Origin of the sequence: Rhodococcus koreensis (assembly GCF_017068375.1) — a bacterium.
Taxonomy (GTDB): domain Bacteria; phylum Actinomycetota; class Actinomycetes; order Mycobacteriales; family Mycobacteriaceae; genus Rhodococcus_F; species Rhodococcus_F koreensis.
Map to the genome: position 1 here is coordinate 8,616,884 of NZ_CP070609.1, position 21,053 is coordinate 8,637,936.

The window sequence follows — 21,053 nt, forward strand, 5'->3', positions numbered from 1 at the left end:
CTCAACCATGTTTGACCAGGGTGAACTGCATGACGTCGACGCGTCCGCTGCGGAACTGGTCGGCGCAGCCGGTCAGGTATTTCATGTACCGCTGGTAGATCTCTTCCGAGGCGATCGTCACGGCGGCGTCATGACGGGCGGCGAGCGCGGCTGCCCACCGGTCCAACGTGCGCGCGTAGTGCAACTGCAGCGGCTGAATCTGGTCGACACCGAACCCCGCCCGCTCCGCCGGGGCGGTCACCCAATCCGGTTCGGGCAGTTGAGCACCCCGGAAGATCTCTCGAACGATAAAGACGGCGAAGCGCACGTAGGCCTCGGTGATGGGGATGCCCATCTTCTCCAGGGTGCCGCGCTGGTAGGCGATGATCGAGTGCAGCAACATCCGTCCATCCGCGGGCAACAGGTCCCGGCACCTGTCGAAGAACGCTTCATAGCGGTGGCGGCGGAAGTGCTCGAAGGCACCGATGCTTACGATGCGGTCCACCGGCTCGTCGAAATCCTCCCAGCCCTGCCGGCGGACCTGGGCGGTCCGCGGCCCCGGCAGACCTGACAGGAGTTCGGTGACGTGCCGGTATTGGTTGTCGCTGAGGGTGAGGCCGATGACGTTGACATCGTATTTTTGGTGGGCGCGGAGCATGGTCGAACCCCAGCCGCAGCCGATGTCGAGCAGCGTCATGCCCGGCTGCAGGTCGCATTTGCCGAGCGAGAGGTCGATCTTGGCCCGTTGCGCTTGTTCGAGCGTCATGTCCTCGCGCGGGAAGTAGGCGCAGCTGTAGGTCATGCTCGGATCGAGGAACAGCCGAAAAAAGTCGTCGGACAGGTCGTAGTGGGACTGCACCTGCGTGAAGAAGGGCTTGAATTGCGACATTCCAGCTCCTGACCTCAACCCGTCGGGGAAACTCGTCGGCCGACTCACCGTCGAACGCCGCGCACCCGCGCCTGCATGAAGCTCACCTTATGCCCCACGACCGGCAAGGCGAGTGACAGCGACGGGGTCGTCGACCCTGACTATGGATGACCCTTGCGGTCGGCGGCGACCCCGAAATAGTCACCGCCCTTGCGTCGTTGGTCGTCGGTGCCCCAATCGCGGTCCCGGGGGACGGGCACCATCTGCGGTATGTGCTTGCGGCAATGGATATATGCCTCGTCGACCTGCACCAGGACCCACCGCTCGGCGGCGCGATCGCGCACCCGCTCGATCGGTAGGTCCGGCTGGGTGCGGCGCAGTTCGTCGTCGGCGACGATGCGTGCCGTTCCGTTGACGTGCAGGCCGATCAGGTCGTCGGCGAAGTCGGCCATGAACAATCCGCTGTGCGGGTTCTCGACGATATTGCCCAGGCTGGCCATCACCCCGTTGCCCCGGTATTCGGGGTATCCGAGCAGGTCGGGGGAGAAGAGATGAATGAAGCCGGGCGGTCCCGCCCGCAGCGAGACATCACACGAACCGTCTGCTGCCGCAGTCCCGATGAAGAGCAGTTCCATCCTGTCGATGAACTCGATCATCGCCGGATGCAGAACCCGGCACATTTGGTGGGCGTAGAACCGCTGCGCGCGGCACTCGGTTCCCAGCTCCTCCTGCATGACCTGTTCGCCACGGGTCCCTCGCGCCGGGGTGTCGACCTCGGCGCCCTCGAGCACGGTGTGATCGGCGCCGGACATCTGCGTCTCCCCGATCTGTCGAGAAACGTGTTGCTGTGTAACAGCCGTATCAGCATCGCGCCGGGCGCCCGGCGCGAACAGCCACCCCAGGGGTGGAAACGCCTCACCAAGGTGTGAAAAGTTCGCCCCCGGCGATGTCCTCGACCGCCGATGGGCGGCACGCTCGGCGCGGCGGTACCGGGACGCTCTCCGTCAACGGAGAACCGGTCGGTGCCGGTGCTCTCCGGGTCGACGACGACGTCGGCGGCGCCGCGGGCGGGTGCGCTGCCGTGCGAGGCCACTCCGATGCTGACGCCAGCGACACATCGTGCGGCCCGCCGACCGACACGTCAACCCGACGACCCGGACACTCGCCGGTGTCGGAGCCCGTGTTCCACCCGGAGGGCGGTGAGAAAGGCCCCACCACGTGGAGTGCGGAGGAGGACAATTCTTGCCATGGACGTCACCGAGAAGCAGCATCTCGACGCGGTGCGCGCACAGCTGGTCCGCCGGTACCCGTTCCTCGATCCGCACCTGGTCGGCGAGATGGTCGACACCGCTCATCACCGGTTTGACGGATGCCGGATCCGGGACTTCGTCCCCCTGCTGGTCGAACGGGCCGCCATCAGGTCTCTCGACGCCGCCCTCGCGGCTGGGGCGGCAACACCCGCCACCGTGCCCGTGGCGGTCCCGGCTGAGCACCACCACCTGCTCTAGACGGATCCGGTCGACGGTCACGAGCGGCCGGCTGGAGTCGCCCGGACCTCGCTCCCGGCAGGTCAGATCCCCGGAGGAGTGATCGGCGTCAGACGTCGCCAGGCCACCCATGGCTGTGGTTCCACTACCGGTTCCGGCGCCCCTGTTCAGGCGGACGGGCGGTGGGGTACTCCCGGTCGGACAGGATCGGCGCCGGTCGTCGATCTCGGGCAACGGTTGAGGCGGGGCGAGAGACTATGAATGTGGTGGGTGGTACGGCACGGATAGTGACCGGGGCGGGTGAGGCCGCGACGGCCACCCTCGGCGCGGTCAGCGGAGCGGCGGTCGGCGGTCTGGTCGGCAGCATGAAGGGTGCGGTCGTCGGGGCTGCGGAGGGAGCGCGGCGCGGAAGTCATTCGACACCGGCAGCCGTGGTGACCTTGGGTGCGGTCGCGGTGACCGGTGTGGTGCAGTGGCCGATTGTGGCCGCGGTGGGTGGGACGGCGCTGGTCCTCGATCAACTCAAACCCCGTACGAAACCTGACACGCCGGGAGCCGGTACCCCGGCCACACCTGATGCAGGGGCGAAGCCCGCAGCACTGTCGGCGCCGCCGACCGGAACCCTGACCGTGGCGAAAACGCCTGCTCCGGCGAGAAAGTCGTCGACGCGGCGACGTACGCCGGCGAAGACACCGCCCTCGTCAACACCGTGACGGTTGAGGTTCCCCCCGAACGGTGGACAAGGGGGTTGCGTGCCTCAGGCGACTCCCACCTGAAGCAACTTCTCGTAGCTGTCGGGACTGTGCATCCCCACCGTAGAGTTCCGTCGAACAGTGTTGTAGAAGACAATCCAGTTGTCAACGCCAGCAACGAGATCAGCCTTCGTTGCATAGACGTGCCGATAGTATTCTTCATGCTTGAAGATCGACCAAAACGATTCGGATGGACTGTTGTCCCAACAAATCCCGGTCGCACCCATCGACCGACGCAACCCGTGCTGCACACACGACGCCGCGGTCAGGTGGGCAGTGTATTCCCCACCCCGGTCCGAATGCAGGATCGTCTCGCGACACCGCCCACCGCGCGTGGCCACGGCTCGATCGATGGCGGTGGTGACCATCTCGGCGCTGATGTGATTAGCAATGCTGTATCCCAACACCTTCCGTGAATGACCGTCCCGGATCGCACACAAGAACATGTCCCCCTCACCGCACGTGAGGTAGACATCCCACGCGGGTCAGGTGTCAAGCAGCCGCCGGCTTCGGCCCAGAATTGAGGTCGGGCCAGGCGGCGTGGTCGTCCCAGGGTTCGTTGTGTTGCAGGCACCACCACATGCGCCCGAGGAGCTTGTTGGCGAGGTTGCGCAGCGCGGCGTTGTGATGGTCGCCGGCGGCTCGTCGCTTGTCGTAGTGGGCACGTGCACCCGCTGATTTGGTGAGGGTGACGAACGCCCACCAGTGGCAGGCGTCCCCGAGTCGCTTGTTGCGGACCTTGCGCGCCTTGACGTAGTGCGATCGGCCCGAGGCTCGGGTGATCGGCGCGGTACCGGCGAACGCGCGCAACCCGTTTGCCGTCGCGAACCGTTCAGGATCGTCGCCGATCTCGGCCAGGACCCGGGCGGCGAGAATCGGACCAAGTCCCGGAGCCGACCGCAGGATCGGCGCGAGGGGGTGGCTGTCGAATTCGCGACCCAGCGCGTCCTCGAGGCTGTCCACGGACTGCTGCATCGAGGCGATGACGGCGAGCAGACCGGTGACCGCGTGACCGAGTGCCTCCTCGACCTGCGGCGGCTGCCCGAGCGCGGGCGTCTTCAGCTCCTGCAGGATCCGCTCGACCAGGTTCGGGTCGTTGCGCCGGCCACAGCGTTGCAGCACCGTCACAACTTTGCGGCGGGTCAGGGCGCGACCCGATGCCGGGGTGGGCGCCGCGGAGAGCGTCGCGACCGCGGCGCGGTGCTTCAAATTCGGAAATGCTTGCAGTGCAGCAGGATAAAACTCCAGCAACACAGAGCGTAGTCGGCTGATGGTCTGATGCAGCGCCCAGATCGCCTCCTGGTGCTGACGTGCGAGGGCCTTGATCGCCCGGCCGTGTTCGCTGATCGCCGGCATCGGACGGTGCATCGCTCGGTCGGTGCGCAGAATGTTCGCCAGGATCGCGGCGTCACCCGGATCGGACTTGCCGCCGGCCTGTCCGTGGCGTTCGCGGTAGCGGGCCACCGCACGGGGGTTGATCGGGTAGACGGTGAATCCTGCTTCCATCAGCGCCACGACGAGCAGATTCTTGTCGGTCTCGATCGCGATAGGGGTGGTGCCCGGTGCGCCTCCGCTCTCGGCGATTACCTCCAGCAGTGCGGTCAATCCCGCTGTGCCGGTGTCGATGCGTTTCCGGGCGATGACGGTGCCGTTCTCGTCGACCAGGGCGACATCGTGATGCACTTCGGCCCAATCGATCCCGCAGTTGATGCTCATGTGCGACCTCCTGTCCAGCGGCGTATTCTGTTGTGAGCTCCGGGGGTTGTGCGGCGACCTAATGGAAAGCGCTCTTTGGCGCGGCATCTCACAAGCCGATCACGTGCCCCCAGCGACTGGCAGGGTCACCGTCTACCTTGAGACCTCTCACACAGTCGGATGCCCTCACAGCAGTGATCACCTCCCAGCGGCTCACTGCTCAGACTGCGCCCGGATCGGTAATATCTCAGGGACCTCCCGCCAGTCGCCTTGTGCGTGTCGGATCGTTTGGTCCGACTCACCCATTAGGTGATGTCGGTAAACCAGACCGCATCGAGCCGGCCCCGATCGAAGTGCCGCTCGATCAGATCCGGCGGGAACGACGCCTGCGGATCGACCACCGTGGTCTTGACCTTGAACGTGCGCGGGCTGATGCCCTCCACACCGAGCGAGGCCATGATCTTGGCCACGGTCTTGGCGTTCACCACCTCACCACGCGCCCGCAACTCGGCCGTGACCCGCGGCGACCCGTAGGTACCCTTCGATTCCCGGTGGATCTCGACGATCTTGACTTCGAGGTCGGCGCGACGCTGTTGCCTCGGCGTCAACACCGTGGCGACTCTGCGCTTGACGTACTGGTAGTAGCCCGATGTGGACACCTCCAGCAGTCTCGCCATCCGCAGGATCGAGAACCGTTCACCTTCCGGCGCGGCGGTGCCGGCGGTCTCTTCGATGTTGTCGGGGCCGGCGTACTTGGCCATCAGATCGAACCGGGTCGGTTCTTCTGCATCGCGGCAAAGTACGCCGAAGCTTTTACCAGGAAAGCGTTGTCCTTCTCGAGTTCGCTTACCTGCCTTCGCAATCGGAGTAGCTCGGCGTGTTCGGCCGCGTCCAAAGGCTTCTCTCCGTGGGACTCTGCGGCGGCGATTCTGCGCCGCTCGAGTTTGACCCATTCACCCAACAGACTCTCGTTGAGGCCGAGTTCTCGGGCGACCTCTGCGATGGTGCGACCGGAGTCGATCACCCGGTGGGCAGCCTCGACCTTGTACTCGGTCGTGAACGACCGACGCTTGCGAGGGGGCATACGGACATCCTTCCAGCGGGACCGGTGTCCCGCCAAGTCGGTGTCCACTTTCCGGGGGGAACCTCAGGTCCGCCCGACACGGACATCACCGGCTCGCCTTCGCTCGGCGGATCTGCCGGACACGGTGGCGCCGTCGAGCACCTCAGTTGCGGTGCCCGACGGCGCGACTGCCGGGTTCAGGTGTTGTTCGCCGTCTTGGGGCTGTGGTTGCGGGCTTCGATGGCCTTGACGGTGTTGTCGAACGGCTTTCCCAGGACGCGGGTGCCGAAGACGCCGAGCAGGGCCCCGAGCGCTCGTCCTTTGAGGTTCTTGCCGTCGCGGACCACGACGGCGTCGACGTCGGTGGTCCCATCGGGCATCGGGGTGAGGGTGTAGGTGTGGCCGGACTTTCCGCCCCACAGGTTGGAATCGGTGGTCGTCATGACGATGCGGTGGGGGTCGGTCCAATCGTAGTGCAGGCGTTCCCAGGCCCCGCCGGAGCCTTCGGTGACATCGGCCTGGGTGGTGCCGAGTTCGTGCACCTGCAGGTAGTCGTCGGCGCTGTTACCGAACAGCGTCTCGCGGCCGGGCCCGAAGTCGGTGAGCGCGTCGAGGAATTGTTCCGGGGTGGCGGTGGTGGTCTGGTGCAGGTGGATCGTGGACATGGCGTTCTCCTTGGAGAGCAGGGCAGGGTGAGGGGCAAATCGGTGGTTGATTTCGAGGACAGTTAGGCGGGCAGCTCTGCTCCGGCCTGTTCGGCGACCATGTAGGCGGCGTACCAGTCGGGCCAGTTCGGATCCTCTGCCCCGGTGCGCTTCTCGTGTTCGCCGTGCGCGATCGCCGCGCGAATCAGCGCACTGGTCAGGTCGGCGGTACTACTGAATGTGGTGGCGGCGGTGGTGCCGGCCGTCTCGGTCGTGCGGGTGTCGGTCGTGCTCATGATGGTCTTCTCGCCGGGTTCGAAAAACGGGTGACGTCGGATGCGAGCCAGTCAGGCCTTGTGGGAAAGCGGTTGATCGCCGCAGGCCCCTGGTCAGGCGGCCGCGCTACAGCTGGGTGCTGCTGCTGGCCGCGCCGTCGAGGAGGATCTGGTCGAGGATGGTGGTGTCGGCGCGCCGGTCCTGCCGCTGGTCCCGCTGGCGGTCGTGCTGACGTTGCTGCTGCATGTCGTTGTCGCGGTCGAGAGGGTTGTCGTGGGTGACGGCGGCGGCGACGGGCTGCGCGGGGGCCGGTGCGGTGGTGGTGGCGTTCGCGGCGGCGACCGGGACGAGGCCGACTGCGACGGTCGCGGCGGCGACGGTAGCCAGGCGCTTCCAGGAGGAAGTGCTGGTGGCGGAACGGGTGATCGGGTGAAGCTGTGTGGTGCTCATGCTGATCGGTGGTCCTAGTTCGGATGCCGCGGGCCCAGCGTCTGCGGCTACTCGAACGGTGTCCGGAAGGGCCGGGAACGTTACGCCGACCACCCCCAGATCTAATGTGACGCCCGTCACTGACGCAGCGGCCGCGTGCCACCGTCGGAGCTATTGAGGCGGGTCGGGGTCGATGTACCGCAGCAGGGTGTGGGCATTGAGCAGTCAGGTCACCCTTTGCGGCACACCGGCCGACCGCAAACCAACCGCGGCGGATCCACCCACGGCGACTGTCGTCGCGACAGGACCGCGACCTTGACCCCAGCGGCCCGGAACCGTCATCCAGCGCGCGGGTCGGGCGGAAGGCCTGCTACGCGGTGTGACCATAGGGTGCGCCTCCTCCACCCCTGTGGTGGTTATCAGTTCACCCGTGCAGGAACGAGAGTGGAAGGGTGGTCCGCCGGGTCACGTTCGGAGCCTTCGAAGGGACTTAGCCATGTCCGACACCGACATACTCATGGTCATCTATGCGATCAAGCCGAACGGTGATCTGCAGTGGTACCGCCACGACGGGTGGCAGGACGGTAGCGGAGCCTAGACTGCGGGTGGCGGCGGCGTGACGGTGAATTCCGGCTGGGACATCTACTCGAAGGTGCTCTGCGCCTTTGACGGCGTCATGTACGGAATCAAGCCGAACGGCGACATGCACTGGTTTCGACACGAGGGGTGGCGAGAAGGCACCAACGACTGGGCCGGAGGCCCTGCCGGGATCAAGGTCGGCACCGGATGGCAGTCGTACGCGACCGTTCTGCACGGCCCTGGTGTGATCTACGCGATCACACCGAACGGCGACATGCGGTGGTAGCGCCACGACGGGTATGAGACCGGTAGCCAGGATTGGACGGCCGGCGGTGGAGGTATCCGCGTCGGAACGGGTTGGAACTCGTATTCCGCTGTCTTTTTCGGCTCCAGCATGCACGTCGGTGGTTACGAGGAGCCCGACCTCCCGCGAATGCTCTACGCCGTCAAGCCGAACGGCGACCTGCAGTGGTATCGCCACGACGGGTGGCAGAACGGAGGTCAGGAGTGGACCGCGGGCGGCGGTGGGAAGAATGTTGCTACCGTTTGGACCTACCCACAATCCTTCGGCGGATATTTCGGCGTGCTGTATGGAATTAGGCCGAACGGCGACATGCAGTGGTATCGCCACGACGGTTTCAGGGACGGCAGTCCCCTGTGGACTGCGGGTGGGGGCGGCAAGACCGTCGGTACCGGCTGGAATTCCTACACGAAGGTGTTCAGCTGACGTCACAGGCGGGGGCTGATCACCTCGGCCCAGCCGACGAGGCGGTGCAGGGAATCGTCGGAATCGCCGTGAACCAACAATCGACATGCTCGAAAAGCGGCGACTCGGGTGTCGCTCCGTGTCACTCATGGTTCATGCGGGGTGACTGCTGTAGGAAACCTTCCGCAGCGTCTCGATTGAAAAAGCCAGGTGAGTACACTTTTTACTACAGAGAACCGCGCAGCGCCTCGACCACGAATTTCGTGCAATTGAGGCCGGGAAAGTCCGTGACGAGCCCGCGCCGGGAAGCTCGGTAACAGCACAGCCGATGATGCGAAGTTGATCTTGTGCGAACACTGATGCTGATCGGAGCAGCCCTCGGACTCGGTGCGGGCCTGGTGTGTACGAGCCTGTTCGCTTGGTGGCTGTCATACCCGGCGCACTTCTACATCGGCAGATACGAACCGCTCGGCGCCGACGAGACCACCGGGAGGATGGAATCGGTGAACCCTATCCCGTTTCTCGCGGCCGGCTTGATCATCAGCGCGGTCCTCGGCGCGATCTCCGGTTTCGTTACCGCACGCCGCGGGTGGCGGCTGATGCAATCCATCGACTGATCAACGGCGCATGGAGGGCAGGGCGGGCGCTGGACCGACCCGGCCTGCGCGGGCTGCGGATCTGGCGGTCAGCTGGTTCAAGAGTGCGGGCCGCAACTCGTATCTGTTCACGGTGGCGCACCTACCTTTTCGATGCGGCCCGGCGGGGGCCACACCCAGCCACCGCTGGTTGCGCATGACTCGGTGGTCCTACCGTCTACCGCCCACGGCCACACACGACGCAAAAGGTAGCGGGTCGTCCGGGTGTTTGCGTCGGTAGAAAGCCGCCGCAGCAGAGGCGAAGGACCCCGTGCAACGCGCATTCGCCGGTCTCGGCCGACTCGAACTCCTGAACAGCGGCCAGGGGGAGCGAGTAAGTCCACCATGCAATTCGGGCTCGCACGGTCGGGTGGCGGCTGTTGGATTGGCGCTCAACAAGACGGACGCGGAGCAAACATCGGCGCGTTGCGCGTTGTCGCGGGAATAGACGAGGTTCTCGAATCGGTGCATTACGTACATCTGGTGTTGCACGGAGTATGAGCGTTCCACGCTGAGAGAGCGCTGAGAACTGAGATTTGGCGGAGAACACCTCCGCCCCTATCATGCATGCCGTTGCCCACGAGTGGAATTCACCGTGCGCGGCGGTTCGCTGTAACCGTGCGGTGGCACGTCGGTCCCCGCCCTGCCACTCCTCAGCGTGGTGGCGCGGGGGTCTCGAGTGCCGATCGTGTGACGAAGGGCGTTGCACACACGTCGAGGTTGATGGCGACCCTACAATTCGGCCGTGGATCGACGCCAATTCTTGACTCTCGCCGCGGCAACCGTCGTCGGCGCCGCCGGGTGCAGCATCAGCAGCGCAGAAACCCCGGGTACCGCCGTGCCCGACCCCACCGATCCGGGCATTCCTTCGACGCCGGCGGCGTCCCCTGCGCCGGCGGTACTTCCACCACCGCCACCCGCATCCCGCATCCCGTATCCCGTCGCCCGGCGGCGGCGCCTTGACCGCGTTGCCCGGCAACGGCGACCTCCTCGCGCTCACCGTCGACGACGGCGTCAACAGCGACGTCGTCCGGCTCTACACCCAGTTCGCGAAGGACACCGGGGTCCGACTCACCTACTTCGTCAACGGCCAATACGACTCGTGGACCGACAACGCCGTACTCCTGCGGCCTCTCGTCGAGAGTGGTCAGATCCAGCTGGGCAACCACACCTGGTCCCACCCGGACCTGACGACCGTATCGAAGAGTCGGATCGCCGACGAACTGACCAAGAACCACACGTTCCTGACGAACACCTACGGCGTCGACGCCGCACCGTACTTCCGGCCGCCGTACGGAAAACACAATGCCGCCGTTGATTCCGTGGCCGCCGACCTCGGCTACACGGTGCCGACGCTGTGGTACGGCTCGTTGTCGGATTCCTCGCTGATCACCGAGGACTACATCGTGAAGATGGCCACCCAGTACTTCACGCCGCAGGCAATCGTCATCGGGCATCTCAACTATCTGCCGGTCACCCACGTCTACCCGAAACTCGTCGAGATCATCCGGAACCGGAACCTGCGCACCGTCACCCTCAATGACGTGTTCAAAAAGCCATAACGCCCACGGTCGCGAGCCCGAACCTATTCGGTGTGCGCGGCCGCCAGCGCCAACCCCACGCCGGCGTTGTGTCGTGCCACGCAGCAGGACCTGCGTGGTTGGTTCGTAGCGTGGATTGGTGTTGATGAGGTGATTGTCGGGACGTCGCCAGCGGGATGCGAATACCGTCCATCAACGACCACTTCTCCGGACTCAGGAGACTCGCAGCGTCGGTCCGGTATTCCGTCGTTGCCGACTACAGCCGACCTCGGTCCCGAGGTCAGGGCGTGGGTGCGCGTTCGAGGAGGGCGGGATGGCTTCCGGTTCCGGTGGGCACCGGATAGTAGGTGTGGTGGGTGCTCTCGTCGACCGCGACGACGTGTGCGCCGTCGGCGAGGTGCCCGGACCCGATCGCGGTGAGGTGTCCGCCCTGCTGGTCGAACACACTGACGGTGCCGCTCTCGGCGGCGACGTAGAGGCGGTGCGCGCCTTGGTCGTAGGCGAGGACATCGGGTCGTGTGCCGACCCCGGCGGTACCGGTGACTTGCCAGTTCGTGAGGTCGACGGTGAGTAGGGTGGCGTTGTCGTCGCAGGCGACGAACGCGAGCCGCGCTTGCGGGTCGAGGGCGAGCCCGTGGTCGTGGCGGCAGCCGGGCAACGGGATCCGGCGGGTAACGGTGAGTGTTTCGGGGTCGATGGCGGCCAGATCGTCTCGGCCCTGCACGGCGACCAGCATCTGGTCGGCGACCGGATCGTAGACGACGTTCCCGACGTCGTCGCCGAGGTCCACGGTGCCGCGCACCTGCGCGGTGGCGGCGTCGATGACCGTTTCGGTGCCGCCGGATTCGTTGGTGGTCCACACTGCACCGCGTTCCGGGTCGTACGCGATCCCGTCCGGGTAGTCACCGGTGGGGGCCTGCCCGAGCACGGCGGCGGTGTCTTCGTCGAGGATGACCAGGCGGTTGTCGCCGGTGGCGGTGACGTACACCCGGCGCAGCTCGGGCACGACGAGGACGCCGTGCGCCTGGGACAGGTTCGGGATCGTCCGGACGACCTGCCGGCTATGAATATCGACTTCGATGACCTCGCTGGCACCGAGGTGTGCAATGAACAGCAGTCCCCGCTCGGGGTCGAGACTGGCGTAGTCGAAGCGTGAATTGTCTCCGGGGAGGGCAATTTCCGCGACCGAATGCAGCGGCAGCGGGCGACTGTCCGGCGACGATGGCTCGGAGGAACAGGCGCAGATCAGGGTCGATGCCATCATGAGTGCGGGCAGCAGCCGGGCTGGTCTCGGGCCGTGCCGGTCACCGGTGCGGGTGTCCATCCGGCTCCTGTCTGCTCTGGATGGTCAGGTTCCGGGCGTGACGTCGGAGATCGCCTCGCACATCGTGGTAGCCAGGGTGAGGCTGTCGCCGACGGATGAGAAGTGCGGGGAGAACGGGCGGGGCTGGTCGTCGAGGATGTGGTTGTGGGCCTCGACGACGTCGAGGCCGCCGCTGCGCAGTGTGTCGATCACGTCTGGGATCTCGTTGCCGGTCATGAGGTTTCCGGTCATGACGATGTCGCCGTTGATCGGGGCCTGACCGCCGACGGCGGGTTGGACGGCGGCGGGACCGGCACGGATCGCCGGAACCTACAGCTGCTGATCGTCGATTCTCGACGCACCGTACGCCCACGTTTACTCACCGTACTCGCACGTTGCGCCCACGTGTACTCGCGGAACGCGCCGGACCCACACGATCACTGTGGGTAGACGAGTGAGACCGACGATGCGGCGAGCGTCTCGGATGCACGGCAGTCGCTCGGTCGGCGTTACGGGGCTGAGCCGGTGGGGGAGACGGCGTCGCTCCAGGCGGCGCGCGAACCCGATTCGCCGATGCGGTAGACCTGATCGATGCTCCCGGCTGCCACGACGAGCGCCAGGACGGCGACGAGCAGCGTGAGCGGACGCGACGGGTCCGTCTTGTGTTCGCGAAGATGGACCGCTGCGATGGCCAGAGCGACCAGGAGGAGGGTGGCCGAGCAGTAGATCATCGTATCGCCCTGCTCGGTGTGGGTGTGTGCGGTAGCCGACCGATCGAGATGTTTCTGGAGCCGTTCCCTGGATTCGGTGGTCGCTGAGTCCCGCGAGGGAATGGCGAGGGTCAATTTGTGCAATGACAGGGCGACCTGGGAAAACGGGTGGATCGTCGCGTGCGGGGTGGCGCGACCGGCGCCGGTCGGTGGGCGATGCGGCACCCGATCGCTGAGGGCGATAATCGAGAGCGACAATGTGGGTATGCGAATGTCGCAGGGCCCGCGTTGGGGTGGTGGACACGGTGGATCGAGGGCGATCCGTCGGTTCGCCGTGATCTGGATTTTCACCGCCGCCGAGCGCACGGCGGACTCCGTCGCCTTTCGGGTCATGCCGTTCTGGCCGATCATCGTCGCCGGAGTGGCGATCGTGGTGCTGCTGTGGGGTGCGTACGCGCTCATGCGGAGGCGGTGACCGATGAGCTGCTCGTCGCAGCGAGGAGGGGTTCTGCGGCTCGTCCGGCTCGGGTCGGATGCTCGATCGGTGTGATCGCCTTGTCCGGGTTTCGAACGTCGTGGCCGACTGGAAGCGGCTCGTGGGGTGTGCGGTGGGGACGGACCGCTCCCTGCGCCTGGTGTTCACCTGTCTGCCGGAGGCCGACGGGTTTTTTTCCCAGCCTCCCACCCGCTGATGGTGCATAGGGCCCGTCTTCCCGGGTAGGTCCCGAGCACCTGACGCGTACCACCATGGACCCCTCGCGCGTGGATGCGAGGTGGCGGAAACGAAGGCCGGCCCGCGCTGGCCCTCTGTTACGGGGCGGTGATGGTGGCGGAACCGGTTGGCACCGAGACGGTGCGGGCGACGCGGCGTCATTCGAGGTGCGGTCAGACCCGGGCCCGTAGGAGCAGTTCCGGCGGCCTGCGCGGAGCGTAGGGTGAATCGCGTCGTCGTTCAGGGGTGTAGAAGCGGTCTACGTGAACGACCCCCGCTGCCACGTCCGGGGAGGTGTCCGGCGGGGCCGAGATGCCACGTATCGGTTGCGACGAGCTGCGGCACGAGGTGAATCCTACTCACGGGCAACGGTGTGCACGATCAGCGCGACGTATTCTCAGATAAGTCCAACGTATCAGCATTTTCTCAGCAGCGGACGGTCATACACCGCGCAACACACCCGATTTCAGTGGTGCTGACCAATTTCAGACGGCTCGTGCATGCTCTCGATCTCGCCTATTCGGTGCGATCGCCGGCAGAATCATTATCATCCTCGTCGGTCTGCCGCTGGGGGTGTTCCCTGCCCGCCGAGTGGACCTGGCGGAACACCCCGGGACGCTATCGACGCAGTTACGGCCGTGGCGGAGGATTCCTGCTCGGGGTCGTCGTGGGGTGCGCGGCCGAGCTGATCGAGGAGACATCGAGGCGACGGTTGCCCTCGGTGGCCGACGGGCTCCGGCGGACGTTCATCGTCAGGCTCGCCGTCGCAGGCGGCTCTCCGCGGCCGCCTGCGACTGTCTCGCGACTAGTTGAGTTTCTGCGGCACACCGTACGTGGTGACGGTGTCACCGCTGGAAGTCACGGCGGTGGCGTACGGCCGGATGGTGACCGCACCGAGCGCACCGGAAATGGAGCCATGGACACCCTGCATGCGCACCGACGCCGACGGTCCGTCGAACGACTGGTTTTCCAGCAGCGGGACGGTGGTGATGCCGCCCGGTGCCAGGTCGATGTCGAGTTCCTGCGACGGGATGATGTCACCGACGAGTCCGACGTTGGTGCCCGCGTTCAGGCTCAGTGATGGATCGGGGAGGATCCCCAGGTTGATCCCGTTGCTCGAACCGATCACGAACCCCAGCCCGGGTGAATTGAGGACGATGGTCGCGCCGGACAATGCGATCGGGTAGCCGATTTGGTAGCCGACGGTGAGCTTGGTGCCCGTGAACTCTGCCGCGTTCGGGCCGGTGATGTTGACCCCGGCGTAACCGTTGTGGAAGAACTCGACACTGGTGGGAACACCGTCCAGCGGCCACCTGATACTGGGTATCACCCTGTAGAACCTCGATCCGATTGCCTCGCGCGTCGACGACGGAGCTGGAATTGTCCACGCCGGCCGAGGCGGTGCCGTTGCCCATGACCATGGCGAGCACGGCGATCCCCGCGACCGCCAAGGCCCGCGTAAACCTCTTGTTCCCAGATCGAGAAGTGCTGATGACCGTCATGACTACCCCATTCAGATTGCACCGCAACAGATACGACAAATCATCCTGAGCGTAGCCACCGCGGCGAAAGGGTGCCGGTATATTGACCGGAAGTTCACATCGACATTTCGTGGTGTGCCCGATGGCGCCTGGACGTGAGGTACTGAGCTGGCGTGATGTCGCCGAACTACTCGATCCTCCTCCGGTTCATCGTGTCGGAGATCCTCCATCTCGGGCGATCCGTAATCCACGGGCACACAGAACCCGATCTTCTTGAATGCTGAGAACCGTGAACGTGACGATTACCTACGCACCGCTGACATGTCGATGTCCAAAGCCAGGGACGGTGAAGGCCTTCCGCCGTAGTGTGGTCAACGCCGCTCGCTCCCATTCTCGGGCGGTCTCGACCCCGTCGGCCGGTACGCATTGCGACCCGCGCTCGGCCGGCGGGGAGGGGCAGCACGGGAACGTCGGTTCACAGCCCAGGGTCACGGGGTCGTCGCACCGCCGCCCTGTCGGATCGAGAGTTGATGATCGTTGAGGGCTTCGGCAGGAGTCCTCCATCCGAATGCCTTCCGAGGCCTGCTGTTGAGCGTCGCGGCACCGGCTTCGAGATCACTCGCAGTGCGCTTTGCCCGGATCGGTACCCCGGGAAGTACGGGCGAAATGGCCCGTTGGTGGACGGTCGCCTCGCCGTGCCGGGGCGTCTCCGAGCGGAATCGTCGAGGAGGGTGGGGCCCCGAGACCAGCAGCGGTGTTCCGATCCCTCGACACATTGACCTCATCGGGTAACACGCGACGGACGGGTGGCGTCGACCGCCGACGATCCGGAATGCTACAGCCCGGACCTGACTCTGAAAATTGTTGCTGCATCACGTCCTGCTTCGTCGCGCCCATGTGGTCCGGAATGTCCGGTGACCGTGGCCCGCTCTCAGCGAATTCTCAACCATCATCGCGTACCGTCATGCAGCCATCTGTGGATATGGCGAAAACCCCTGCCCCACAGCGCTGGAACCGAGCCGCACCGAATTCTCGGGCGGGTGCCGTCCGGGTTGCCGATGGTCACCGCGGCGTCCATGCTGTCCGGGTGTCTGCACTGACCTACCCCCAGTCGATCGTCCTCGGCGCCCTCCAGGGCGTGACCGAACTGTTCCCGATCTCGAGCCTGGGCCACTCGGTCCTGCTGCCCGCGTGGCTCGGCGGCTCATGGGAAACCCTGGTCACCGAGGGCGACTCCGACTCCGGTACCCCGTTCCTCGCCTTCATCGTCGCCCTGCACGTCGCGACCGCCGTCGCACTGCTGATCTACTACGCCCGCGACTGGGCGGCAATCATCGGCGCGTTCGTCACCACCGTCCGCACCCGCAGCATCGAGACCTCCACCGAGCGGCTGGCCTGGCTGATCGTCGTGGCCACCATCCCGGTCGGAATCCTGGGTCTGCTCCTCGAACACCCGCTGCGCACCCTGTTCGCCACCCCGCTGGCCGCCGCCATCTTTCTGACGGTTAACGGTGTCGTCCTCGCGGTCGGCGAGGTGCTGCGACGGCGGGCCGCCGCGGCGGTCGAGCCGGTCGTGGTCGGGGCACCCCCGCACGCGGTGTCGGACGAACCGCGGGAGAGGGCCCTGGCCGCCCTGAACTATCGGGAAGCGGCGGGCATCGGGGTGATCCAGAGTCTGGCCCTCCTCGCCGGGATCAGCCGCTCGGGCGTGACCATCGTCGGCGGCCTGCTCCGCGGACTGAGCCACGAGGACGCCGCCAAGTTCGCCTTCCTACTGGCCACCCCGGTCATCCTGGCGGCCGGTGTTCTCAAACTGCCCACCCTCGCCGGCCCGCAGGGCGACGGCATGCACGGGCAGATCCTGGTCGGGGCGCTCGTCGCCGGTGTCGCCGCGTACCTGTCGGTGAAGTTCCTCACCCGCTACTTCACGACCAGGACGTTGACCCCGTTCGCCGTCTACTGCCTGGTCGCCGGGGTCCTGTCGATCATCCGATTCGCCTGACTCAACCAGTCCGGGCGTCGCCACTGAACCCAGGCCTGTTCGGCGTATCGGAGGGTGTCGGATGCGCAGTGGTTCAGTGGTGAGCGGTGGTCAAGTCGGTGGCGATTGCGGCCTGCGCGGCCACCAGGGGCACCCGACCGGAAAGCCGATCAGTGAGTGGAATGTGTTCTGCACCGTGCCCGTTCCGCATGCTGTCGTCCCGGCGTACCACCTGGAGAATCCTTGGTGGCATTGCACCTGCCCCTGTGCTGCGAAGAAGGCGGGAGCGGTGCACACTTATTCTGATGGACGTCCCCCTCTCGTCAGGACTTCGGTCCTTTCTGCGGGCCGCGTGGATGTATGTTCGGCGGGCGCCGGGGACCTACATCTGGTTGGCGATACTGCTGGTGACCTCGGTGGTGATGAGGTACCTGCCCTCGGACGCCTTGGACGTGGTGCTGGGTAATCGATCGACCAACTTGCATCATCTTGCCGAGGACCCGGTTCGGGTATTGATCTCGAGTGCCTTCTGGCTCGCCGGCGGCGGATGGTTCACCTATTTCATTTCGTTCAACGTCTTCCATGTCCCGGCGGAGCGTTGGCTGGGGACTCTTCGGTGGTTGTGTGTGGTGGTGATCGCGCACGTCGGCGCGACGTACATTAGTGAGGGGGCACTGTACTGGGCGATCCGCCACGGCTACGCCCCCACGTCAGCGGTCGACACCCTCGATTACGGTGTCAGCTACGGATTGGCCGGGGTGATCGCGGTGCTGACGTACCGGATTGCGGCGCCGTGGCGGTACGTCTATGTCGCGGGGGTGCTGGTGTTCTACGCGCTGCCGCTGTTCGTGGATCTGAACTTCACGGCGGTCGGGCACTTCACCTCGGTCCTTCTCGGTCTGGGGTGCTACCCGCTGGTCCGATCACGCAAGGGCACCTGGTCCCCGGTCGATGCGATCCGAAGCGTGCGCAGGATGCGGGGCGATGCGTAGACAGTGTGCCGCGCATCTCACGGGGACCGCCGGACCTCTTCGCCCGTGGCCGACGCGGACGTCACAGGTGAGGTCGTCGAGGACATCACGGCACCGACCGACACTCGGGACCGCGACCAGTGCGTCAATTCCCTGGCGGGCCGACTGTGCGCGACTCAGTTGGCGCTGCGTCGTTCAAGCCGTGGCATGATGCTTCGCGCCTTGCGTGCCGGGCGGCGACCACGTACGCCGCGTATCTCGGCGGCGGGATCGCGGCCGCGGACACCAGTGCGGACATCGCCGCCCAGTGCGCCCGCGCCACCATGCAAAACCGGCCGGTGGTCGGCGAGCCGATCATTCGCATCATCACAATGCCAGCGCTGGGCCGGTGTATGTGTCCTCCCTCCGGCGTCGCGCATGCATGGACCCTGCACCGCGCCTGGCGTGCAGCTGCCTCATTTCACGCACGGTACGTCGGCGCCGGAGAGGCTGGTCAGATCGGTGGGAGCGGGAGCATTCTCGCCCGTGCCGGTGGCTGGTACCGGGGTCATCGGGGCGGGTGGCGTCGTGGTGCCGGTGGGCGCAGATGATGTCGAGGTGGGGACGGACAGAGCGGCTGGCACTGTGAAGTCGGTTCCGACGGTCAGTCGCACCGTGTGAGCTGGGAGGTCGGTGCGCGCGACCGCTGCAAGTCCGGTGATCTCGCCGAGCTGCTGCGCGGGTTGTTCAGCGCCGGAGCCGTATTCGAGGGTGGAGGCGGGGTGCACCGCGCCCGTGGTCGCTGAGCCTTGGGTGAATCCGCGCGCGGAGAGGTCTGCTTCGAACTGCGCAGCCAACCCGGTCCGGCCGCTGGAATTGACGATGTCGAGCACTGTCCCCTCGGCGCCGTCGACAGGGCCCGTTCTGGTGGGCGTGGGGGTGGATTCGATATGTGTCGATCCGGAAGTGGATCCATGTCCGAGCAGTTGCGCGACGGTGGTGTGGATTGCGGAGAGATCGACGATGTTGACGTCCTCACCGTTGTCGTTCTGCCCGAAATGATCGATGGGAAGGGTGTAGAACGCGATGTTGCCGCCGGTGAGTTTGCTGGCCGTCGTCGCGAACGAGGCCACATCGGGGTCACTGTCGACGGCGATGTTCTGCTTCGCGACATCGAGGATTCCCTGCAGCTTGCTCATGCTGGTCAGTGTCCCGTTCTGCTGCAATTTCCTCGACAGCGAGACGATGAATGCCTGCTGTCGGCGGTCCCGATCCAGGTCGGTGAAGTTCAGATCGGTGTTCGGGTCGCGTCGTTGCCGCACGAATGCCACCGCCTGCGCGGCATCGATTTCCTGTACACCTTGATGGAATTTCGCCCCGGAATAGCTGTCGGAAGTATCTTCGTTCAGGCACACCTCGATCGGTTGCACCACCTGTGCGATCTGGAAGAAGGCGACCAACGTCACTTCGACGAAGTGGTCGATCGGCACGCCACCGAGGAACTTTCTGACGGTGGCGATCTCGGCCCTCCGCCCCGCGTCGCGGGATTGCTGTTCGAGTTGCGTCGCATCCGTCACGCCGCGTGCCGACATCGCTTTGCGGGCGGTGTCGGCCGCCTCCCCGTACGCCTGTTTGATCTTGCCGGTGCATGGATTGGCTGTGCACCCGGCCAAATCGACGTAGTCGTCGCGGGGAATCGAAATTGCGGTTGCCTTCGAACCGTCGCCCGGGATATGCAGCAAGATCAACACGTTGGCGTTGTAGCCGCCGACGCTGTCGTCACCGGCGTGCAGTGCATCGTAGATGTCGGCCGGAAGTGGCTGCCCCTTTTCATCCAGCCTGCTGTCGAGGCCCATCACCAGAATGTTCTGATCGCTACCGCTGGAGGTGGGCTCCCCGACAAGCGCCCCGGACTGGGTCAGCCCGGCGGCGACGCCGTGATAGACATGCCATCCAAGGCCGGTGACAACCAGGACCGCGCCCGACAGGACCGCGGACAGGACCCGCAGGCCGGTCACCGCACTACGGCTGCGTCGGCTCAGATGCGGTTGCCGCAGGGCGTGACGCGGCGCCGGATTCCGTCGTGTCTGACCTGCCACCGTCCCGAACCTCCGAATGTGTCATCCGACCTGCATGGGAATCGTGGCCACCGAACCCAGGGGTTACATCGAACCATCCGCGGTGCCCGCGGTCCGCGCCGCCTCGCCCAGGCAATCGGCAGCCCAACGGTGATCCGCCGAATAGTAAAGCCATTCGGTAAGCGCCGGTGCATCGACCTCGCGCATCCTCCACCGGCCCCGCATTTGTCCCGAGCCCGGTACAGGTGTGCCGAAACGGGGTCGCCGGTCGCGAGCGCGCTGACGTACCCTCGCCAGCCCCCAGGTCTTTACGGACAAGCCCGGCCGTGCCGTGGACCGTCAGTACGCAACCAGAGGTTGAGTAAGGGGAGAGGGCAAAGCCTTCACCATCCGCTCCATCCCCGACATCCGTCGGGTCGTGGAATCTATGGAAGTCGTAGCGGGTCAGGACGTTGTAGATATCGGGCGGATTACGGGCCGAAGAAGGGGGCCTTTCGGCGGCAGGATCAGAAGTAGCACCGACGGCCCACCGGGAACCTTAAAAATCATGGGTCAGCCATACATTCGGATTCGGCGAGCGGCTGGTCGAACGGCAAGATACTCGGGGGTGAGGTTGCCCAACCCCCTACGGCCGCGTTCGCCGAGAAGCTGGTGCAGGTCTGTGGGACCGAGTTCTCAGAGTTTCTTCAGACGCGATTACCGTGATCTGAAGGTATGCCTCCTAGCCTTCCAGTGTGCGGCCGAGGGCCGGATGTTCCACCAAGACGGGAGTGCGGAGATGGCACGGATGAACAGGATTGCTCGGCGGGCAGCGGTCATCGCAGTGGGAGTATGCGCTGTAGGGGCGGTGACGATCTCCGCAGCTCAGGCGGCACCGACCTCCCACCTCGACGACAGGACGAAACCGGCCACCGTGTGCACGGTGGGCCAGATCGCCGCCGCCCGCGCCGACAGTGCCCCGAAGGTGTCGGCGTATCTGCAGGCGCACCCCGATGTCGACCAGGAACTGACCGCTCTGCGCGGGGAACCGAAGGACCACCGCAAAGAGGATGCCAAGGCGTACTTCGGTGCACACCCCGATGTCGCTGCCGCGTTGAAGGACGCCCGGTCGGCCGAACACGCTCTGCGCCAGCAGTGCCGGATGCGATAGCCCCGACGTGGATGATCGGCGGCAAGATTGTCGG

21 protein-coding genes and 3 pseudogenes are annotated in these 21,053 nt (G+C 65.6%); 10 read left to right on the forward strand and 14 right to left on the reverse strand.

Annotated elements, in window-relative coordinates; all coding sequences use genetic code 11:
* Position 1: 1 nt before the first annotated feature.
* Together JWS14_RS39235 and JWS14_RS39240 are read right to left on the reverse strand one after the other, a co-directional pair.
* Positions 2–868, reverse strand: coding sequence for a cyclopropane mycolic acid synthase family methyltransferase (locus tag JWS14_RS39235; protein ID WP_206015601.1), 867 nt, complete (start codon positions 866–868; stop codon positions 2–4).
* 140 nt (positions 869–1,008) lie between these two features.
* Positions 1,009–1,659 (reverse strand): pyridoxamine 5'-phosphate oxidase family protein, encoded by a 651-nt coding sequence (locus JWS14_RS39240; RefSeq protein ID WP_206015602.1) that lies wholly within the window; start codon positions 1,657–1,659, stop codon positions 1,009–1,011.
* Between the two features lie 435 nt (positions 1,660–2,094).
* Here JWS14_RS39240 and JWS14_RS39245 point away from each other — a divergent pair, with 435 nt between their 5' ends.
* Together JWS14_RS39245 and JWS14_RS39250 are read left to right on the forward strand one after the other, a co-directional pair.
* Positions 2,095–2,355, forward strand: a complete 261-nt coding sequence (locus tag JWS14_RS39245) for a three-helix bundle dimerization domain-containing protein (RefSeq protein WP_206015603.1) — start codon at positions 2,095–2,097, stop codon at positions 2,353–2,355.
* 266 nt (positions 2,356–2,621) lie between these two features.
* On the forward strand, positions 2,622–3,047 hold the full coding sequence (locus tag JWS14_RS39250) for a hypothetical protein (protein WP_241031595.1): 426 nt from the start codon (positions 2,622–2,624) through the stop codon (positions 3,045–3,047).
* A 44-nt stretch (positions 3,048–3,091) separates the two neighbouring features.
* On the opposite strand, the gene JWS14_RS39255 is transcribed toward JWS14_RS39250, so the two are convergent.
* The 7 genes from JWS14_RS39255 to JWS14_RS39285 all read right to left on the reverse strand — a co-directional run bounded on the left by JWS14_RS39255 (position 3,092) and on the right by JWS14_RS39285 (position 7,214).
* On the reverse strand, positions 3,092–3,532 hold the full coding sequence (locus JWS14_RS39255) for a DDE-type integrase/transposase/recombinase (protein WP_206015572.1): 441 nt from the start codon (positions 3,530–3,532) through the stop codon (positions 3,092–3,094).
* A 46-nt stretch (positions 3,533–3,578) separates the two neighbouring features.
* The gene (locus JWS14_RS39260; RefSeq protein ID WP_206015571.1) at positions 3,579–4,802 is read right to left on the reverse strand and encodes an IS110 family RNA-guided transposase; all 1,224 of its coding nucleotides are present in this window, start codon (positions 4,800–4,802) and stop codon (positions 3,579–3,581) included.
* A 284-nt stretch (positions 4,803–5,086) separates the two neighbouring features.
* Entirely contained in the window at positions 5,087–5,542 is a 456-nt protein-coding gene (locus JWS14_RS39265) for an IS3 family transposase (RefSeq protein ID WP_206015570.1), read from the reverse strand.
* Positions 5,542–5,865: a transposase gene (locus tag JWS14_RS39270; RefSeq protein WP_072951788.1), complete on the reverse strand. Its 324-nt coding sequence runs from the start codon at positions 5,863–5,865 to the stop codon at positions 5,542–5,544. The genes JWS14_RS39265 and JWS14_RS39270 overlap by 1 nt, the downstream gene beginning before the upstream one ends.
* A 176-nt stretch (positions 5,866–6,041) precedes the next feature.
* A complete protein-coding gene (locus tag JWS14_RS39275) occupies positions 6,042–6,509 on the reverse strand; it encodes a hypothetical protein (RefSeq protein ID WP_206015605.1) in 468 nt (155 codons plus the stop codon).
* Between the two features lie 62 nt (positions 6,510–6,571).
* Positions 6,572–6,784, reverse strand: coding sequence for a glyoxalase (locus JWS14_RS39280; protein WP_206015606.1), 213 nt, complete (start codon positions 6,782–6,784; stop codon positions 6,572–6,574).
* Between the two features lie 106 nt (positions 6,785–6,890).
* A complete protein-coding gene (locus JWS14_RS39285; protein WP_206015607.1) occupies positions 6,891–7,214 on the reverse strand; it encodes a hypothetical protein in 324 nt (107 codons plus the stop codon).
* 595 nt (positions 7,215–7,809) lie between these two features.
* On the opposite strand from JWS14_RS39285, the gene JWS14_RS39290 reads away from it, so the two are divergent.
* From JWS14_RS39290 to JWS14_RS39305, 4 genes and pseudogenes are all read left to right on the forward strand, one after another.
* Positions 7,810–8,058 carry a tachylectin-related carbohydrate-binding protein gene (locus tag JWS14_RS39290; RefSeq protein ID WP_206015608.1) on the forward strand — a complete coding sequence of 83 codons (249 nt, stop codon included), beginning with the start codon at positions 7,810–7,812 and terminating at the stop codon, positions 8,056–8,058.
* 15 nt (positions 8,059–8,073) lie between these two features.
* Positions 8,074–8,499 (forward strand): annotated as a pseudogene (locus JWS14_RS39295) (tachylectin-related carbohydrate-binding protein); the annotation flags it as partial.
* A 326-nt stretch (positions 8,500–8,825) separates the two neighbouring features.
* The gene (locus tag JWS14_RS39300; RefSeq protein ID WP_206015610.1) at positions 8,826–9,095 is read left to right on the forward strand and encodes a hypothetical protein; all 270 of its coding nucleotides are present in this window, start codon (positions 8,826–8,828) and stop codon (positions 9,093–9,095) included.
* 763 nt (positions 9,096–9,858) lie between these two features.
* A pseudogene (locus JWS14_RS39305) lies at positions 9,859–10,675 on the forward strand (polysaccharide deacetylase family protein).
* A gap of 259 nt (positions 10,676–10,934) precedes the next feature.
* Here JWS14_RS39305 and JWS14_RS39310 read toward each other — a convergent pair.
* The 3 genes from JWS14_RS39310 to JWS14_RS39320 form a co-directional block, all read right to left on the reverse strand.
* Positions 10,935–11,978 carry a YncE family protein gene (locus tag JWS14_RS39310; protein WP_206015611.1) on the reverse strand — a complete coding sequence of 348 codons (1,044 nt, stop codon included), beginning with the start codon at positions 11,976–11,978 and terminating at the stop codon, positions 10,935–10,937.
* 24 nt (positions 11,979–12,002) lie between these two features.
* Positions 12,003–12,278 (reverse strand): DUF1259 domain-containing protein, encoded by a 276-nt coding sequence (locus JWS14_RS39315; protein WP_206016280.1) that lies wholly within the window; start codon positions 12,276–12,278, stop codon positions 12,003–12,005.
* Positions 12,279–12,466: 188 nt separating this feature from the next.
* The gene (locus tag JWS14_RS39320) at positions 12,467–12,925 is read right to left on the reverse strand and encodes a hypothetical protein (protein WP_206015612.1); all 459 of its coding nucleotides are present in this window, start codon (positions 12,923–12,925) and stop codon (positions 12,467–12,469) included.
* Between the two features lie 7 nt (positions 12,926–12,932).
* Here JWS14_RS39320 and JWS14_RS39325 point away from each other — a divergent pair, with 7 nt between their 5' ends.
* Positions 12,933–13,142: a hypothetical protein gene (locus JWS14_RS39325; RefSeq protein ID WP_206015613.1), complete on the forward strand. Its 210-nt coding sequence runs from the start codon at positions 12,933–12,935 to the stop codon at positions 13,140–13,142.
* Positions 13,143–14,184: 1,042 nt separating this feature from the next.
* Here JWS14_RS39325 and JWS14_RS39330 read toward each other — a convergent pair.
* Positions 14,185–14,881, reverse strand: a pseudogene (locus JWS14_RS39330) (MspA family porin).
* Positions 14,882–15,947: 1,066 nt separating this feature from the next.
* Here JWS14_RS39330 and JWS14_RS39335 point away from each other — a divergent pair.
* Together JWS14_RS39335 and JWS14_RS39340 are read left to right on the forward strand one after the other, a co-directional pair.
* Positions 15,948–16,862, forward strand: a complete 915-nt coding sequence (locus JWS14_RS39335; RefSeq protein WP_206015614.1) for an undecaprenyl-diphosphate phosphatase — start codon at positions 15,948–15,950, stop codon at positions 16,860–16,862.
* 284 nt (positions 16,863–17,146) lie between these two features.
* Positions 17,147–17,833: a rhomboid-like protein gene (locus tag JWS14_RS39340; RefSeq protein ID WP_206015615.1), complete on the forward strand. Its 687-nt coding sequence runs from the start codon at positions 17,147–17,149 to the stop codon at positions 17,831–17,833.
* 434 nt (positions 17,834–18,267) lie between these two features.
* Here JWS14_RS39340 and JWS14_RS39345 read toward each other — a convergent pair whose 3' ends face one another.
* Positions 18,268–19,890, reverse strand: coding sequence for an LCP family protein (locus JWS14_RS39345; RefSeq protein WP_241031597.1), 1,623 nt, complete (start codon positions 19,888–19,890; stop codon positions 18,268–18,270).
* Between the two features lie 766 nt (positions 19,891–20,656).
* On the opposite strand from JWS14_RS39345, the gene JWS14_RS39350 reads away from it, so the two are divergent.
* Complete coding sequence (locus JWS14_RS39350; protein WP_206015616.1) at positions 20,657–21,019, forward strand: hemophore-related protein; 363 nt, start codon at positions 20,657–20,659, stop codon at positions 21,017–21,019.
* The last annotated feature ends 34 nt before the right edge of the window (positions 21,020–21,053 follow it).